The following is a 17,167-nucleotide window of genomic DNA, read 5'->3' as shown; positions in this document are numbered from 1 at the left end:
CATTTGGCAGAGGTAATTATATTAAACTTTTAGATTCTTTTTTATTCCACATTAAAAATAAAATTATTACAAAAAAATAACCATTCAAGGAGTATTAACATTTAAAAACCAAATAGAAAGAGTAGAATTTAAAACATGACAATAACAGAGTTAAAATTGATGAGTAGTCCCAAATTTATCAGTTGTATTTAATAGTAATTTTTTAAAAATTATAAATAAATATCAATCACTACTATTTGCTAATGATTATAAAGAATCAGTAATAGTAATATTTATCTATAGAATTTAATTTGAGTTTATTTCCAATCGATGAAGCCTTCCAAACTGCATTGAGCGAAACCCAGCAGTAAAAACTGCTTCGGCCCAATTATTTATTTTCTATTAACCAATATTAATAACTATGAAACATTATTACAGATTACTTTTTTTGTTTTTGTTGTTTCCCTTACTTGCGTTAGCCCAACCAGCTCACGGTAAAAAAGTAGTAGGGTATTATGCGCAATGGTCTATTTATGCCCGGGATTTTAATGTCCCGCAGATAGACGGAAGCAAATTGACGCATTTAAATTATTCTTTTTATGGTACAACTTATGATCCGGCACATCCGGAGAATACAAAGTTGTTGTGTTTAGACTCTTATGCTGATTTTGAGCATATGGAAGGTGGAATTCCGTGGGATGCTCCTGTAAAAGGGAATTTCTATGATTTAATGAAGCTTAAGCAAAAATATCCGCATCTAAAAATTTTGATTTCTGTTGGAGGATGGACTAAAGGTCAGGATCTTTCTCCAATTGCCGCAAGTCCAGTGGCAAGAGCTGCTTTGGCTGCAGATATGGCCAACTTTATTACTAAATATCCTTTTATTGACGGATTTGACATTGACTGGGAATATCCTCTTTCCGGAGGAACAGATGGCACCGAAGTAATTAACGGAGCTCCAATTCCAGCACAAAAATACAGTCCGGACGACAACAAAAATCTAGTTTATTTATTAAAAGCGATGCGTCAGGCAATGCCAAATAAATTAGTTACAATTGCTGCCGGAAACAATGTTCGAAATGTTGCAAAACAATATCTGGGACCACTTAACAGAGGACAGTATGGAATGACAGAAGATATTTCGACTTACTGTGATTACATCACTTATTTTGGATATGATTTTGGAGGAAACTGGTATGATAAAACCTGTTACAATGCTCCTTTATATGGAAGTGGAAACACTAATGATCCACTATATGGCGCAACTCAATCTGAATCACTTGACGAATTGACAAGCCAATATTTGAATGTTGTTGGTTTTCCTGCGAATAAATTAATCATGGGTTTACCTTTTTACGGAAAAAAATTCGACCATGTTGCTAATAACGGAACGAATCCGAATTTACCGGGATTATTCGTTTCGGCTCCAAGAGATATCGTTTCAGGATGTACAAATCCACAAAATCCAACAGGAACTTGGGATGGTCCGGCAGCTTGTGAAAAATCAGGAAGTATCGAAATTTGTGATTTAGTCGGAAATCCGGTTACGAATTCACATGCCTATTTAGATCCAAATACAATGCTAGTTACACCAACTGCGGCTGCAGCAGGATGGGTTCGCTATTTTGATAATACAACAAAAGTTCCTTATTTATATAATGCTACTTTAAAACAGTTTATCTCTTATGAAGATAAACAATCGATGGATTTAAAAGTACAATACATTAAATCTCGAAATCTTGCCGGAGGTATGGTTTGGGAATTATCTCAAGATACCAGAGGCGCTGTTCCAAATGCTTTATTAAAACAAGTTGACACTTCATTTGGAAGCATTGTTGCAGGAACGGTAAGTATTGCAGGTTCTGTAAAAAACGGAGCGGCTTTAGTGCCAGATGTTACAGTTGAATTACGCGATGCAAGCAATGCAGTATTACAAACAGTAGTTTCTACTGCAGGTAATTTTACATTTAATAATTTGCCTTCAGGACAAAATTATACGCTTACCGCTTTAAAAGCAACGTACACTTTTACGCCTGTCACACTAACAAATGTTACTGTAAACCAAACTGCTGTTGTTATTAATGGCACACAACCTACTTACACAGTTGGCGGAACAGTTTTAGACGGATCGACCCCAGTATCAGGCGTTACGGTTACGGCTACTTCTGGAGCAACAGTTTTGACTGCCGTTTCAAATGCAAGCGGAGTTTATAGCGTTGCAGGATTAACTGCTGGGCTTAATTTTACAGTTACAGCAGCGAAATCTGGATTCTCTTACACGCCAGCTTCAACAGTTTATAATGCAATCGATGCAAACAAAACGTTGAATTTCGTTCAAGGCGCACCAATTGTTTATTATACCGTAAGTGGCACTATTTTGAACAATACAACTCCGGTTTCAGGTGTAACTGTTACAGCATCTTCTACAGGTGGAAATTTCACAGCAGTTACAAATGCTAGCGGTGTATATTCTTTAAGTCTGCCTTCTGCTGGAAATTATACAGTTACAGCTGCTTTAGCCGGACAAACTTATACGCCAGCTTCAACGGTTTATACTAATTTGACTGCCAATAAAACATTGAATTTTTCTCAAGATGTTATTGTTGTTGGCGCAAGTAAAATTAGCGGAACAGTTAAAAATGGAACAATTCCGGTTTCAGGTGCAAAAGTAGAATTGATTTTGCCTTGGACAGATAATGCACATCCTTATTTAAGCAAACTTGCCGTTACAGATGCGCAAGGGAAATATAGTTTTGACAACGTTATTTTAAGTGGCTATACAACTATTTCAAGCTTAAAACTAAATACTTGGGAAAATGGAGAAGTGGTTTATCTACCATCAAACTTAGCGAACTTTCCTGTTCCGGCCACTGCAACAGTGTACGATTTTAATACAGGTGCAGTGACGACAACTTATACAGTAAGCGGAACTGTTCTTAATGGAGCAACTCCAGTTTCAGGTGCAACAATTTCAGCAGTTACAGGAACTACAACTTTAACGGCTACTTCTGATGCTTCGGGAAATTATAGCATTGCTAATTTGGTTTCAGGATCAAATTATACTGTAACGATTGCTAAAACGGGATTAACTTTTACACCAGCGTCAACGGTTTATAATGCTATTAATTCAAACAAGACATTGAATTTTGCTCAAGTTGTAACTCCGACTTATTATACAGTAAGCGGAAGCGTTCTTAACGGAGCAACTCCAGTTTCAGGTGCAACAATTTCAGCGGTTACAGGAACTACAACTTTGACAGCCACTTCTGATGCTTCAGGAAATTATAGTGTTGCTAATTTGGTTGCGGGTTCAGATTATACAGTAACAATTGCTAAAACAGGATTGACTTTCACACCTGCGTCAACGGTTTATGCAGCTATTAATGCAAATAAAACCTTAAATTTCACTCAAGTTGTAACTCCTGTTTATTATACCGTAAGTGGAACGGTGAAAAATGGAACAACAGCTGTTTCAGGTGCAACAATTTCAGCAGTTACAGGAACAACAACTTTAACAGCCACTTCTGATGCTTCAGGAAATTATAGTGTTGCTAATTTAGTTTCAGGTTCCAATTATACAGTAACCGCTGCAAAAACAGGATTAAGTTTTAGTCCAGCTTCAACAGTTTATACCGCTATAAATGCAAATAAAACGTTGAACTTTACTCAAAATGTGACCAGTGGAAACTTAATCAGCGGAACAGTTAAAAATGGTTCAACTCCAGTCTCTGGAGCTAAAGTAGAATTAATTTTACCTTGGACAGATAGCACTCACGGTTATGCTAATTTTATTGCAACTACAGATGCTTCAGGAAATTTCAGCTTTAACAATTCGGTTTTAACAGGATATTCAATCATTTCAAGTTTAAAATTGAATTCATGGGAAAATGGTGAGGTAGCCTATTTTCCAAATAATTTGACAAACTTTGCGGTGCCGACAACACCTCAAGTTTACAACTTCAACACAAACACAGTTACACCGCCTCAGGTTACGATTACGGCTCCTTCAGTGGCGACTGTAGCGATAGCGCCGGGAACTGCAATTCAGTTGAAAGCAACTGCAAGTGTTGATGCAAGCTTGACAATTTCGTCAGTCGTATTCAATATCAACGGACAAAATATTACAGCAGCACTTTCAGGAACAGAATATGTAGCAAACTGGACGCCAGCTGCAGCAGATTTCAATAAAAATTACACGTTGAAAGCAACAGTAACTGCTTCAAGCGGTACAACTGCCGAAAACACAAAAGCGTTCTCTTTACAATGTTCAGGAACTACTTGTCCTAATTCATTACCGGCAATTACTTGGAACGCACCATCGAATACTACTATATATCAAAATTCATTTCAAGTTGTGCCAATTTCAGTTACAGCTGTTGATAGTGACGGATCGGTTTCAGGTGTTAGTATTACAATAAATGGAGGCACGTTTAATATGACAGCAGGTGCAAATAATACTTATACGTATAATTTTACTCCATCTGCTTATCAGGATTATCCAATTGTAATCAAAGCAACTGATAATCAATCTGGTGTAACTACATTAAACAATACAATTAAAATTGCTCAAGTGGGCACTAATAGATTCATTGCGCTTCCATCTAAAGTAATTTTAGGATATGCACATTCGTGGGAAAATAGTTCTGCTCCATTTTTATATTTTTCTCAAATGGTGGGAAGTAAATTTAACGTAGTTGATTATTCTTTCGTAGAAACAGTTAATCGAGATGGTTATACGCCAATATTAACTACAAATGACACGAGATATTTGACCAACGGTGTTTTTGATAAACAATTGTTGAAAAATGATATAAAATCCTTGAGAGATAGCGGTGTTCCTGTTATTGTTTCTATTGGAGGCCAAAATGGTCATGTTGTTTTAGACAATGTAACTCAAAAAAATATTTTTGTTAATGGTCTGAAAGCAATTATCGATGAATATCAATTTGATGGAGTTGATATTGATTTTGAAGGTGGATCGATGAATTTTAGCGCAGGAGCTTTAAGAGATATTTCTTATGCAGGTATTTCTGCTTATCCAAGATTAAAAAACGTAGTAGATGCTTTCAAGGAATTAAAAGCGTACTATGGTCCTGGGTTTTTATTAACTGCAGCTCCTGAAACACAATATGTACAAGGAGGATATTCGACGTATACAGATACTTTTGGTTCCTTCCTGCCAATCATTCAAAACTTGCGTAATGAATTGGATTTGTTAGCGGTGCAATTGTATAACACAGGAGGAGAAAACGGATTAGATGGCCAATATTATGGTACTGCTAAAAAAGCAAACATGGTAACAGCCCTAACTGATATGGTGATAAAAGGATATAACATTGGTACAACAGGAATGCATTTTGATGGTTTACCGGCTTCAAAAGTTCTTATTGCATTACCAGCTTGTCCAAGCGCAGCAGGTAGCGGTTATTTAACGCCAGCAGAAGGAATTAATGCCATGAATTATTTAAGAACTGGAACCACTTTTTCAGGAAGAACATATACTATGCAACCAGGCGGGCCATATCCTTCTTTAAGAGGTTTAATGACTTGGTCTGTAAACTGGGACGCATCTTCTTGTGGTAATTCATCTGAATTATCTAATGCATATGCCGCTTATTTCGCTTCGCAATCTGCAGCAAAAACATTGGTACTTGATGATATTTCGGTACAAAATAATGCTACAATAGCACTTTTTAAAAATGACGCTTTATCGGTTTCAAATGAAACAGAAGATATTGCTCAAATTGATGTTTTCAACTTGATTGGGCAAAATGTAGCAAGCCGTAAAAATGTTCAAAACAGTAAAGAAGTAGTGCTTCAAAGTCAAAGTTTCTCGACAAAACAATTGTTTTTGGTTGTAGTGACAGACAAAGCAGGAAACAAAAAATCATTCAAAGTAATGAATTTTTTAAACTAGAATAAAGAATTGAAAATTTCGAAATAAAAAATTGGGACGGTTAAAATTGAGTTTGGTTATTTATTTTTTAATCTAATTTTTATTTCAAATAAATGCTGTGAGTTAAGGAGATTTGTTATTTGGTTTTCTCCTTAATGAGCGCATTATGAACCTGGCAAATCTCTATTGCCAGGTTTTTTTTTAGGTAAAAAAGATTAGAATTTTAGTTGTCGCATTTCTATTAATAGTATTTTGCATTAAAATTAATTATTAGAGTAAAAATGAAAAGTAGCATTTCTATTATGAAGTATATTTTCTGTATAATTGGTTTGGTGCTATTGGCAGTAGCCTTTTCTAAGTACCAAGAAAAAATGGCTTTTATAAAAAAAGCGGCTGTTGGACAGGGTAAAATCGAAGACATAGTGTCAGATGATACATCTATAGTGTCGTTCACGACAAAAAAAGGTAAGCAAATCCAATTTACTTCCTATAATAGTATTAATCCGCTAAGTAATGATGAAGACAAGATTGTTGAAGTTTTGTATGACCCAGTAAATCCCACTAAAGCTAAAGTTAATAATTTTGGTTCTTTGTATCTTGCATCATCAGTTTTAGCACTCGCAGGAACTGTTTTCTTTTTGACAGGTTTCTCATTTTTTAGGTCAGACTATTTCAAACGAAAAAAGATTTATTATTTGCATCAAAACGGTAAACGTATTGCAACAAAGTTTAATGGATTACAGCTTAATATGCATGTAACAGTAAATGGTTCTCATCCTTATTTTATATGCAGTAAGTGGTTGGATTTAACGACTAATAAAACTTATTTGTTTGAAAGTGACGATATTTGGCTAGATCCTACAGAATTTTCGATAACACATGAGATTATAGTTTTGATTGATCCAAAAGATCCTAATAGATATCATATGGATATTTCATTTTTAAAGAAATAAAACTTTTAAGTACTTTTGAAGTCAAATACAATGTTTCAGAATCAATGCATAAATTTATCAGCTTAATTGCACTTCTTTTTATTTTTAACATAAGTACAGCCCAAATCAAAGCAGGAAACCCAGAAGTTGATCCAATCCAGGTTCAGAAGACTTTCGAAGCTTGGTCAGCTTATCAAAGCAAAAACATTATGCTTTCAAGAGATTTTAAAGCGCTGGATGTTACTTCAAAAGAAATCTCCAAAGAATCTTTTTTAGATCAATTAGCGAACGGAAATTTCATCCCAATTCGATTAAAATCTGAAGCGAACGAATATGCTTATAAACTTTTCAAAATTCTGCCAAAAACAGATACAAGTATAAAAGCTACAATAAACCAAATTGGTTTTGATGCTTATAAAAACTACAAAATGGAAGGAACGGCTTTTCCGCAATTTTCGTTTAAAGATTTAGACGGAAATTTGGTTACAAACGAAACCATGAAAGGAAAAATCATTGTGATAAAATGCTGGTACATTCACTGCACGCCATGTATTAGAGAATTTCCGCAAGTCAATAAATTAGTCGAAGAATATAAAAACAGAAAAGATATTCTTTTTATAAGTTTAGCCGAAGATTCTCCTGAACAATTAAAGACATTTCTAGCCAGAAAACCACTTTCATATTCGGTAATTCCAGATATGAAAGAATATATGAATGAATCTTTACAATTGAATTCATTCCCCACTCATTTTATCTTGAACAAAGAAGGTTTGATTTCTAAAGTGCTACCTAATTTTGAAAGTTTGGAAGTGGCTTTGGCGAAGGAAAGTAAATTGTAGTTGAGATAATCTCGTAAAGTAATCTCAATTTTGTCATTTCGACGGAGGAGAAATCTTCGCGAGTAGCTATACAAAGATTGGCGACTATAGCAGGTGGAGTTTCTTGCGAAGTTTTCTCCTCCGTCGAAATGACAAGATTGCGCATAATCATCTATATAAAAACAAAACTTAGCGCCTCTGCGAGAAATATTCGTTCGCATAAAAAACCTTAGCACCTTAGTATCTTTGCAACTTAGAACCTTTTTCACTACTTTTGCACCAAATTAATTAAAAAGACATTCATGTTAACAGTCAATAATTTATCAGTTCAATTTGGCAAACGAATTTTGTTTGACGAAGTAAATACCACATTCACTCACGGAAATATTTACGGCGTTATTGGAGCCAACGGTGCTGGAAAATCTACATTTCTTAAAATTATCTCAGGCGATATGGACCCAACTTCTGGGCATATCCATTTAGAGCCAGGAAAACGTATGTCGGTTTTAACGCAAAACCATAACTTGTTTGATGAGCATACTGTTTTGGAAACCGTTTTAATGGGAAATAAAGTTTTGTACGCTGTTAAAAAAGAAATGGATGAACTTTATTTAGATTACAACGATAAAAATGCAGATAGAATAGGGGAGCTTCAAGTTCAATTCGAAGAAATGAACGGATGGAACGCTGATTCTGATGCTGCTGCGATGTTATCTAACTTAGGAATCACAGAAGCAGATCATTATACTTTAATGTCAGATATGGAAGGGAAAATGAAAGTTCGTGTGCTTTTGGCGCAAGCACTTTTCGGAAATCCTGATGTATTGATTATGGATGAGCCTACCAACGATTTGGATTTCGAGACAATCGCTTGGTTAGAAAACTTCTTGGCAAACTATGAAAATACTGTAATTGTAGTATCTCACGACCGTCACTTTTTAGATGCCGTTTGTACACATATTTCTGATATTGATTTCGGAAAAATCAATCACTATTCAGGAAACTATACTTTCTGGTACGAGTCTAGCCAATTAGCGGCAAAACAACGTGCGCAGCAAAACAAAAAAGCAGAAGAGAAGAAACAAGAGCTTGAAGAATTTATTCGTCGTTTTAGTGCAAACGTTGCGAAATCGAAACAAGCAACTTCTCGTAAAAAAATGATTTCAAAGTTGAATATCTCTGAAATCAAACCTTCAAGCCGTCGTTATCCTGCCATTATTTTTGATCAGGATCGTGAAGCTGGAGATCAGATTTTGAATGTAGAAAACCTATCGGCGTCTGTTGATGGAGAAGTTTTATTTAAAGATATTAACTTGAATATGGCGAAAGGCGACAAAATCGTTCTTTTCTCTAAAGATTCACGTGCTACAACAGCTTTCTATGAAATCTTAAACAACGAACAAAAAGCAGATTCTGGATCTTTTGATTGGGGAATTACAACAAATCAAGCGTATCTTCCTGCTGAAAACCATAAATATTTCGAAAATGATTTAAGTTTAGTGGATTGGCTTCGTCAATATGCAAAAACTGAAGAAGAGCGTGATGAGGTATTTATTAGAGGTTTCCTAGGAAAAATGATTTTTTCTGGAGAAGAAGCTTTAAAAACTTCAAGAGTTTTATCTGGAGGAGAAAAAGTACGTTGTATGTTGTCTAGAATGATGATGGAGCGCGCTAATATCTTAATGCTAGACGAACCAACAAATCACTTAGATTTGGAGTCTATTACAGCTTTCAACAACTCATTGAAAAACTTTAAAGGTTCTGTTATTTTCACGACGCATGACCATGAGTTTGCACAAACTGTTGGTAACAGAATCGTAGAATTGACACCAAACGGAGTTATCGATCGTTACATGACATTTGACGAATATCTTGATGATGAAAAAATTCAGGAACAAAGAAAAAAGATGTATAATCTTTAGTTTTTGAAATTCCAATTATAAAAATCCCAAATTCCAATTTTTGTGAATTTGGGATTTTCTATTCTGTATCTTTCACGCATAGTTTGTCATTTCGACTGAAGGGAGAAATCTTCGCGAGAAGCTCGACAAAGATTGGACTTTGTTCTACACTCATAAAAAAAATCCCAAACTCCAAGTTTAATTTTGGAATTTGGGATTTTTTATTTGTTTATTTATGACTATTTACTGCCGAACATTTTTGCAAAAATCCAGATAATAATCGCAACGACAAAAATTACGATAAATATCCCGAATCCCATTCCGGCTTTAAAAATGTCTCCAATAACTTCGCAGCTTGTAAATGAAAACAGTATTACGAATACCATTAACATTCTAGTAATTTTATTTTGCATGATTCTGAGTTTTTAAATTGTTTATTAAAATTACTTCAAGAATCGCGGAAATGTGTTATAGAATTTTTGGGAAATGTTTTAGGATTTGGAGTTCAGCTCTATTATAAAAATCATTTTTTATTCTCCGATAGTTCCTGTTTTAACTTTTCCCGCTTTTTTATAGCTTACGGCTATTATTCCACTTGGTGTAACAGTGCTTTCTGTTAGGTCAAATCCCGAAGGAGTTGCACTATCCTTAAATAGTTTTTTGCCTTTGCCAAGAATAATCGGGTAAATTAAGAGTGCAAATTCATCAACTAAATCATACTCAAGTAAAAGCTGGACAAGTGTAGCGCTTCCCCAAACTTTAATGTCTCCGCCTTCTAACTTTTTAAGTTTTTTGATATCGTCTATAGAGGAAAGGAATTCCGAGTTTTCCCAATCGGAGGTTGTTCTGGTTGAAGATAAGACGTATTTTGTGACTTCATTAATTCCAGGCCAGCCTTCTGCATGTTTGGGCCAGTAGTCTTCAAAAATATCAAATGTTTTTCTGCCTAAAAGAATGTCGGCGGGCTTCATTTGCTCCTGCATAACATTGCCGTATTGTTCATCTCCAAACGGCGCTACCCAACCTCCATATTCAAAACCACCAGAAGTATCTTCTTCTGGACCGCCAGGTGCCTGCATTACACCATCGATGGTAATCATGGTTATGACGATTATCTTTCTCATAATTTTGAGTTTTTAAATTCAACTTAAAATTACTTTAAAAATCAGAGAAAAGTGTTATAGAATTTTTAGGGAAATGTTTTAGGATTTCAGGTTAAGTGAATTTCGAAAAAAATCAAAAAAAAGAGCCATAGACTCGACCAATATTGTAAGGCCGGATTTCAATCCGGTTTATAGATAAAGCATAAAAACTGGTGTTTCTAACAGATTGAAATCCGTTTCTACAATATAAATCATCCCTTCAGAATTTTAAAAATAAACCCATTGAAAACCTATTTATATAATCGGTTTTTAAATTGATTTTTCAATTTTATTAGCAATTATTATAGTATGAATTTCTATAAATTCTCCCTTTGGATAATTTATTTCGAATAATTTAAGAACTTCAAAATTATTTATTAAAAGTTGATTGCTGATATCTTCTAAAGTATGATAATAAAAATAAGTACGATCACCAGTACTTCCAGAAATAAAACCGGATTCGGAGGGTTTTCCTTGAACAAAACTTAAATATAAAATTCCATTGTTTAAAAGTATTTTCTCTGAATCAGTTATTAATTTAGAACAATCTTCTTTGGACAAATAAGGTAAACAAAAGCCACACAAAATGGCATCAAATTTTTGATTTAAGGAACTAAGTTCTCTTGTGTCCATTACTTTAAATTCAGCAGAAGGATTGTTTGCTTTTGCCAATTCAATCATTTTTGGAGCGATATCAATGCCTTTAATTTGTAAGTTTGGCTTTTTTGACAATAAATATTTTGTAATATTTCCTGGTCCACAACCAATTTCAAAAATGTTTAGTTGATCTGGTTTTAAAGCGTCACAAAAGAAATCATACGTTTCATCATATAAACTTAAATTCATAAACTTGTCTTCATAGAGATTGGCAATTTTATTCCAAGTCTCAAAAGTTTCTTTGTATTTATTCATGATTTTTTAATGCCACAATCAATTATACTTGATTAAATTAAAACCTTATTTGTTTGTGATTTCTTGCTTGTAATGTCCAGATTGTCTTCTTGTTGAGGAATAAAAAAGAAGAAAATAATTGAAAGTGAGACCCAAAGTGTTATCGAAAAAGATATTATTCCTGGTATAGTTTCAATTTGAGTTTGCCACAAATTAGATAGCATTAAAAAAATTATCAAAAAAGGGACTAGTCCTATTATGAAGAAAGGTATCAATAATATAAATCCAATGACAGTTAGGATAATCGGCTTTCTAGCTGTAATTGAAGACGCGAAATTAGCAATTGAATTTGGAAGATATAGTCTATAAAGTGTGTTGTTTAGTAATTCATCTTTTAATTCAGAATTAATTAAATTATTTGTTAAATGTGATGTGATTTTTTTTAAACTTTCATGTAGATCTTGTCTATCTTTTCCTATGCGATAAAGATTGAATAATAACGAACAAAAGGTGATCGGTATTAATTGAATAACTAAATTTTCTGAATTTGTTATTGTAATTATACCAAGGGAAATGTCAGATAACGATTTGTAATCTACAAAGAAATAAAGAATGACTAATATCAATAAAATCAGTGTTTGCTTTTCTTCTTTTTTTATAAGTTCTTGTAAATTGTTGTAAAGTTTGTCTCTGTAATCAATAAGAGTTTCTTCTTTGTTATTTTCTATAAATTCTTTTAAATGATTTTGATTGATCATATCTGAAATATGTTGGATTTTTGGTATTGTTAAAATTTGATTTATTGACTTTAAAATTAAATAATGAAAGATACCAAAAATCCATTTCCAAATCCCAAATTCCCTTACCAAACTAGAAATAAATATTTCCCCACTCAACACCCCAACAAATAAAATCAGATTCCGTATATTTGCCCAACCAAACATTACAATTACTTATGAGCCAAAAAGTATTACTTAATTCAAAAGAAGTTACTATCATACTCCATCGTTTGGCTTGTCAGTTAATCGAAAAACATCTGGATTTCTCCGATACTATTTTAGTGGGAATTCAGCCAAGAGGTGTTTTTTTAGCTGAACGTTTAAAACAAATATTAGAAAACGAATATAAGGTTCCTGAAATTTCTTTAGGATACTTGGATATCACTTTTTTTAGAGATGATTTCCGTCGTACTGATAAACCACTTGAAGCCAATAAAACCCAAATCAATTTTATAGTCGAAGACAAAAAAGTCATTTTTATTGATGACGTATTGTTTACCGGAAGAAGCATTCGTTCTGCCTTAACGGCAATTCAATCTTTTGGAAGACCTTCAGAAATCGAATTATTGGTTTTAATTGACAGACGTTTCAGCCGTAATTTACCAATTCAACCCGATTATAGAGGCCGCCAGGTAGATGCTATTAATGGCGAAAAAGTAAAAGTGAGCTGGAAAGAAAATGATGGTGAAGATGTTGTTCACTTAGTAACGAATTAGTTTAATCGGTTAACCGGTTAATTGTTTAATCGGTAGCAAAACCGATTAACCGATTTCACAAAAAAAACGATTAAACAATTCAACGAATAAACAAATAAACATTAAAAATGAAAGAATTAAGCGTAAATCATTTATTAGGAATAAAATATATCAACGAGAATGATATTAACCTGATTTTTGAAACGGCAGATCATTTTAAAGAAGTCATTAATAGGCCAATTAAAAAAGTTCCTTCATTACGAGATATTACCATTGCCAATATTTTCTTTGAAAACAGTACTAGAACCAAACTCTCTTTTGAATTAGCGCAGAAACGTTTATCTGCTGATGTGATCAGTTTTTCAGCAGCTCAATCTTCTGTTAAAAAAGGAGAAACCTTGATTGATACTGTTAACAATATCCTTTCGATGAAAGTAGATATGGTTGTAATGCGCCACTCTAATCCCGGAGCGGCTTATTTTTTATCTAAAAATGTCAAAGCGAGTATCGTAAACGCCGGAGACGGAGCGCACGAACACCCAACGCAGGCTTTATTAGATAGTTATTCTATCAGAGAGAAACTTGGCGATGTTGCCGGAAAAAAAGTAGTTATTGTAGGCGATATTCTGCATTCGAGAGTTGCCTTATCCAATATATATGCTTTGCAGATGCAAGGCGCTGAAGTTAAAGTTTGCGGACCAAAAACATTGATTCCGAGATATATCGAATCACTTGGAGTTACAGTTGAACCGAATTTAAGAAAAGCATTAGAATGGTGCGACGTTGCTAATATGCTTCGTGTACAAAACGAACGTATGGATGTGAATTTCTTTCCATCGACACGTGAATACGCACAACAATACGGAGTTGACAAACCGCTTTTGGATTCTCTTGGAAAAGAAATCGTAATCATGCACCCGGGACCAATCAATAGAGGAGTAGAGATTACTTCTGAAGTGGCTGATTCTGATCATTCAGTAATTTTGAATCAGGTGGAGAATGGAGTTGCGATTAGAATGGCGGTGATTTATCTTTTAGCTTCTAAGATTCAACAATAGTTTTAGTATTCAGTATTCATTTTTTAGTGTTCAGTTTTGAAGACCGTTGTCACACTGAGCGGAGTCGAAGTGCTTTTGAAAACAGAACTTGCTTTGCAAACGTGGGCTTCTCCCGAAGTCTCTGGACGCTCAGCCTGATAAACCTGAAACCTGAAACTTGAAACAACTAATAGAAAAACTTCGTACATTAGCGTAATAAATTATAAAATGAAAGTAGATCAAAAAGGACATACCGTTACAATTAAGGATACACAAGGAGATGTAAATTCTTTCTTGGAAAAAGTGACGCAACAAATCAAGACTTTTGAAAAACATAATATTATAATCGACCTTTCATCTGATACTGCTTTGACTGAAAATGATTTGAAGCTTTTTTTACCGCTTTCAAAACAACAGAAAAAAGCCAAAAAATCATTTGTAATTGTAGCTTCAGATCTTGATTTTAATGCTATTTCAGATAAATTGGTTGTCGTTCCTTCTCTTCTAGAAGCACACGATATTATCGAAATGGAAGAAATTGAAAGAGACCTAGGATTTTAAAAATAAGGTTTAATTGTTTATTCGTTTAACTGTTTAATCGTTTTGATTTGATTTTAGCCGATTAAACGATTTACCGATTAAACAAATAAACAAATTGAAGCTAACGATACTTGGCTGTTATGCCGCAACTCCTAGAACAATTACCAATCCGACTGCACAGGTTTTAGAGATTAAAAACCGATTGTTTTTAATTGATTGCGGTGAGGGAACTCAGGTGCAGCTTCGGAAGAATAAGATTAAGTTCTCAAAAATCAATCACATTTTTATTTCGCATCTTCATGGTGATCATCTTTACGGATTGATCGGAACCATTTCGACTTTTTCGCTTTTAGGAAGAACCACCGATTTACATATTTACGGACCAAAAGGAATTAAAGAACTTATTCTGCTTCAATTAAAACTGACGGAATCCTGGACGACTTATAATTTGTTTTTCCATGAATTAGAGTCGAAAGAAAGTGAAATTATTTTTGAAGATAAGAAAGTTATAGTAAAAACGATTCCGTTAAAACATCGTGTTTATACAAATGGTTATCTTTTTGAAGAAAAACCAGATGAGAGAAAACTAAATGTTGAAGCAGTTCAAAAATATGATATTCACGTTGCTTATTATCAGAAAATAAAAAACGGAGGCGATATCACGCTTGACAACGGAACGATAATTGAAAACGAGAAACTTACTTTTGATCCGGCTCCAACAATGAAATATGCTTTTTGTTCCGATACTGTTTATCACGAAGCGATTATTCCGATAATAAAAGATGTCGATGTTTTGTACCACGAATCTACTTTTTTAGAGTCTGAAGCTTCATTGGCACAAAAAACATTGCATTCAACTGCAAAGGAAGCGGCGCATATTGCATTACAAGCAAATGTAAAACAATTGGTTTTAGGTCATTATTCAACACGATATGACGGAATTGAGCGTTTTAAAGAAGAAGCTCAAGAAATTTTCCCAAATGTGCTTTTAGCAGATGATGGGGTTTCTTTTGAGTTTTAATTTTAAAGATACTAAGGTTCTGAGATACTAAGATGCTAAGTTTTTATGTAGTTGTCACCCTGAGCGAAGTCGAAGGGCTTTTGCAATAGGATAGGGCTTCGACTTCGCTCAGCCTGACAAAGCAGAACAAAAAATCTAAAATCTAAAATCAACAATCTAAAATAATAAATCATGAACGATTTAAGCAATTATAGAAAGTCTTACGAGAAAAGCGAATTATTGGAAACCAATATTCCAGAAGATCCAATTAATTTATTTAATAGATGGTTTCATGAAGTAGAAGATTTTGGCGGAAGCGGAGAAGTGAATGCCATGACCGTTTCTACAATTGGATTAGATGGTTTTCCGAAATCGAGAGTTGTTTTGTTGAAGAAATTCTCTGAGGAAGGATTTATATTTTACACCAATTATAATTCGGAAAAAGGAAAAGCGATTGAAGCGAATCCAAATGTTTGCCTTTCGTTTTTTTGGCAGGAAATGGAACGTCAAGTAATTATAAAGGGAATTGCACAAAAGACTTCTGAAAATATTTCAGATAACTATTTTGATTCGAGACCTGATGGAAGCAAGCTTGGTGCAATTGTTTCGCACCAAAGTGAGGTGATTCCGTCGAGAAGTTTTTTAGAAGAAAATCTAAAGAAACTAGAAACTGAATTTGAAGGAAAAACAATTCCGCGACCTGAAAATTGGGGCGGTTATTTAGTAACTCCCTTACAAGTAGAATTTTGGCAAGGAAGACCTAACCGACTGCATGACAGAATTCGATATACAAGTCAATCTGATTTTTCATGGAAAATTGAGCGACTTTCTTCTTAGTTGTAAGAAAATTACCTTATAAAATAAAAATATAGTGTATTTCATCGATTATTTTTGTAGTTTACCGACAATTTGAATACGTTTGGTGTAAGAAAAAGAAACAATATTATTCAAATATAAAAATTTAAAGGATTTGCCCCAACATTTACTTTAAGCATTAAACTACTGTATGATTATGAAGAAGATAATGCGCATCATGACGTTCATTGCAATAATTTTTGCAATGAACGCATGTTCTGCCGACACTGCAGAGGGAACTGAAAACAGTACTTCAACTGAGATTCTGATTACGAACTACTCGTACAATGATTCAGAATTAGAAACCATGAAATTGATTAACGATTACCGTGTGAGTATTGGTCTAAATGCTTTAGAGTCAATTAATCATATTTCGGCTAAATGCGAAGAACACAACAAATATATGATCGAAAAAAATGTTGTTGATCATAATGATTTTGTAGCGCGTTCTGAAAATCTTGAAAAAGTTCTTGGTGCCAAAAAAGTAGGAGAGAATGTTGCCTACAATTATAAGACTTCTGAAGCGGCATTAAAAGCTTGGTTAGATAGTCCAGGACATAAAGAAAACATTGAAGGGAATTATACTCATTTTGGCATTTCGGTAACAGTTGATGCTAGAACGGGTAAAAAATACTACACTAATATTTTTGTTAGAATATAACATTAATTAAAAACTGGTTGGTTTTTAGTGATCGTTGCAGT

General features: G+C 33.9%; 15 protein-coding genes. 10 read left to right on the top strand and 5 right to left on the bottom strand.

Annotation, left to right across the window (positions count from 1 at the left end; translation table 11 throughout):
* The first annotated feature begins 400 nt into the window (after positions 1 to 400).
* From RB619_RS14465 to RB619_RS14450, 4 genes are all read left to right on the top strand, one after another.
* A complete protein-coding gene (locus RB619_RS14465; RefSeq protein ID WP_308098649.1) occupies positions 401 to 5,896 on the top strand; it encodes a glycosyl hydrolase family 18 protein in 5,496 nt (1,831 codons plus the stop codon).
* A gap of 260 nt (positions 5,897 to 6,156) precedes the next feature.
* The gene (locus tag RB619_RS14460) at positions 6,157 to 6,828 is read left to right on the top strand and encodes a DUF3592 domain-containing protein (RefSeq protein WP_308098647.1); all 672 of its coding nucleotides are present in this window, start codon (positions 6,157 to 6,159) and stop codon (positions 6,826 to 6,828) included.
* Between the two features lie 44 nt (positions 6,829 to 6,872).
* Entirely contained in the window at positions 6,873 to 7,646 is a 774-nt protein-coding gene (locus tag RB619_RS14455) for a TlpA disulfide reductase family protein (protein ID WP_308098645.1), read from the top strand.
* A gap of 281 nt (positions 7,647 to 7,927) precedes the next feature.
* The gene (locus RB619_RS14450; RefSeq protein ID WP_308098643.1) at positions 7,928 to 9,547 is read left to right on the top strand and encodes an ABC-F family ATP-binding cassette domain-containing protein; all 1,620 of its coding nucleotides are present in this window, start codon (positions 7,928 to 7,930) and stop codon (positions 9,545 to 9,547) included.
* 218 nt (positions 9,548 to 9,765) lie between these two features.
* Here RB619_RS14450 and RB619_RS14445 read toward each other — a convergent pair whose 3' ends face one another.
* The 4 genes from RB619_RS14445 to RB619_RS14430 all read right to left on the bottom strand — a co-directional run bounded on the left by RB619_RS14445 (position 9,766) and on the right by RB619_RS14430 (position 12,503).
* Complete coding sequence (locus RB619_RS14445; RefSeq protein ID WP_166638495.1) at positions 9,766 to 9,939, bottom strand: hypothetical protein; 174 nt, start codon at positions 9,937 to 9,939, stop codon at positions 9,766 to 9,768.
* A gap of 117 nt (positions 9,940 to 10,056) precedes the next feature.
* Positions 10,057 to 10,650 carry a dihydrofolate reductase family protein gene (locus RB619_RS14440; RefSeq protein ID WP_308098640.1) on the bottom strand — a complete coding sequence of 198 codons (594 nt, stop codon included), beginning with the start codon at positions 10,648 to 10,650 and terminating at the stop codon, positions 10,057 to 10,059.
* A gap of 288 nt (positions 10,651 to 10,938) precedes the next feature.
* The gene (locus tag RB619_RS14435; protein ID WP_308098638.1) at positions 10,939 to 11,580 is read right to left on the bottom strand and encodes a methyltransferase domain-containing protein; all 642 of its coding nucleotides are present in this window, start codon (positions 11,578 to 11,580) and stop codon (positions 10,939 to 10,941) included.
* A gap of 32 nt (positions 11,581 to 11,612) precedes the next feature.
* A complete protein-coding gene (locus RB619_RS14430; protein WP_308098637.1) occupies positions 11,613 to 12,503 on the bottom strand; it encodes a hypothetical protein in 891 nt (296 codons plus the stop codon).
* 11 nt (positions 12,504 to 12,514) lie between these two features.
* Here RB619_RS14430 and pyrR point away from each other — a divergent pair, with 11 nt between their 5' ends.
* Together pyrR and RB619_RS14420 are read left to right on the top strand one after the other, a co-directional pair.
* On the top strand, positions 12,515 to 13,054 hold the full coding sequence (gene pyrR / locus RB619_RS14425; RefSeq protein WP_308098635.1) for a bifunctional pyr operon transcriptional regulator/uracil phosphoribosyltransferase PyrR: 540 nt from the start codon (positions 12,515 to 12,517) through the stop codon (positions 13,052 to 13,054).
* Positions 13,055 to 13,161: 107 nt separating this feature from the next.
* On the top strand, positions 13,162 to 14,091 hold the full coding sequence (locus RB619_RS14420; protein WP_109194141.1) for an aspartate carbamoyltransferase catalytic subunit: 930 nt from the start codon (positions 13,162 to 13,164) through the stop codon (positions 14,089 to 14,091).
* 23 nt (positions 14,092 to 14,114) lie between these two features.
* On the opposite strand, the gene RB619_RS14415 is transcribed toward RB619_RS14420, so the two are convergent.
* On the bottom strand, positions 14,115 to 14,279 hold the full coding sequence (locus RB619_RS14415) for a hypothetical protein (RefSeq protein ID WP_308098631.1): 165 nt from the start codon (positions 14,277 to 14,279) through the stop codon (positions 14,115 to 14,117).
* Positions 14,280 to 14,298: 19 nt separating this feature from the next.
* Here RB619_RS14415 and RB619_RS14410 point away from each other — a divergent pair, with 19 nt between their 5' ends.
* The 4 genes from RB619_RS14410 (at position 14,299) to RB619_RS14395 (ending at position 17,126) form a co-directional block, all read left to right on the top strand.
* Positions 14,299 to 14,631 carry a ribonuclease Z gene (locus RB619_RS14410; protein WP_308098629.1) on the top strand — a complete coding sequence of 111 codons (333 nt, stop codon included), beginning with the start codon at positions 14,299 to 14,301 and terminating at the stop codon, positions 14,629 to 14,631.
* Positions 14,632 to 14,725: 94 nt separating this feature from the next.
* Positions 14,726 to 15,631, top strand: a complete 906-nt coding sequence (locus RB619_RS14405; RefSeq protein ID WP_308098627.1) for a ribonuclease Z — start codon at positions 14,726 to 14,728, stop codon at positions 15,629 to 15,631.
* A gap of 171 nt (positions 15,632 to 15,802) precedes the next feature.
* On the top strand, positions 15,803 to 16,447 hold the full coding sequence (gene pdxH, locus RB619_RS14400) for a pyridoxamine 5'-phosphate oxidase (protein WP_308098625.1): 645 nt from the start codon (positions 15,803 to 15,805) through the stop codon (positions 16,445 to 16,447).
* A gap of 175 nt (positions 16,448 to 16,622) precedes the next feature.
* On the top strand, positions 16,623 to 17,126 hold the full coding sequence (locus RB619_RS14395) for a CAP domain-containing protein (protein ID WP_308098623.1): 504 nt from the start codon (positions 16,623 to 16,625) through the stop codon (positions 17,124 to 17,126).
* The last annotated feature ends 41 nt before the right edge of the window (positions 17,127 to 17,167 follow it).

The organism is Flavobacterium sp. LHD-80, assembly GCF_030929605.1.
In the GTDB taxonomy this organism is placed as follows: Bacteria; Bacteroidota; Bacteroidia; order Flavobacteriales; family Flavobacteriaceae; genus Flavobacterium.
This window is presented reverse-complemented; position numbering and strand designations above follow the sequence as displayed.

What these genes read in the sequence shown, in the direction of transcription:
- RB619_RS14420 (WP_109194141.1), top strand. Translation starts at nt 13,162, where the DNA reads ATGAAAGAATTAAGCGTAAATCATTTATTAGGAATAAAATATATCAAC.
- pyrR (WP_308098635.1), top strand. Translation starts at nt 12,515, where the DNA reads ATGAGCCAAAAAGTATTACTTAATTCAAAAGAAGTTACTATCATACTC.
- RB619_RS14415 (WP_308098631.1), bottom strand. Translation starts at nt 14,279, where the DNA reads ATGTACGAAGTTTTTCTATTAGTTGTTTCAAGTTTCAGGTTTCAGGTT.
- pdxH (WP_308098625.1), top strand. Translation starts at nt 15,803, where the DNA reads ATGAACGATTTAAGCAATTATAGAAAGTCTTACGAGAAAAGCGAATTA.
- RB619_RS14410 (WP_308098629.1), top strand. Translation starts at nt 14,299, where the DNA reads ATGAAAGTAGATCAAAAAGGACATACCGTTACAATTAAGGATACACAA.
- RB619_RS14440 (WP_308098640.1), bottom strand. Translation starts at nt 10,650, where the DNA reads ATGAGAAAGATAATCGTCATAACCATGATTACCATCGATGGTGTAATG.
- RB619_RS14445 (WP_166638495.1), bottom strand. Translation starts at nt 9,939, where the DNA reads ATGCAAAATAAAATTACTAGAATGTTAATGGTATTCGTAATACTGTTT.
- RB619_RS14460 (WP_308098647.1), top strand. Translation starts at nt 6,157, where the DNA reads ATGAAAAGTAGCATTTCTATTATGAAGTATATTTTCTGTATAATTGGT.
- RB619_RS14395 (WP_308098623.1), top strand. Translation starts at nt 16,623, where the DNA reads ATGAAGAAGATAATGCGCATCATGACGTTCATTGCAATAATTTTTGCA.
- RB619_RS14455 (WP_308098645.1), top strand. Translation starts at nt 6,873, where the DNA reads ATGCATAAATTTATCAGCTTAATTGCACTTCTTTTTATTTTTAACATA.
- RB619_RS14430 (WP_308098637.1), bottom strand. Translation starts at nt 12,503, where the DNA reads ATGTTTGGTTGGGCAAATATACGGAATCTGATTTTATTTGTTGGGGTG.
- RB619_RS14435 (WP_308098638.1), bottom strand. Translation starts at nt 11,580, where the DNA reads ATGAATAAATACAAAGAAACTTTTGAGACTTGGAATAAAATTGCCAAT.
- RB619_RS14465 (WP_308098649.1), top strand. Translation starts at nt 401, where the DNA reads ATGAAACATTATTACAGATTACTTTTTTTGTTTTTGTTGTTTCCCTTA.
- RB619_RS14450 (WP_308098643.1), top strand. Translation starts at nt 7,928, where the DNA reads ATGTTAACAGTCAATAATTTATCAGTTCAATTTGGCAAACGAATTTTG.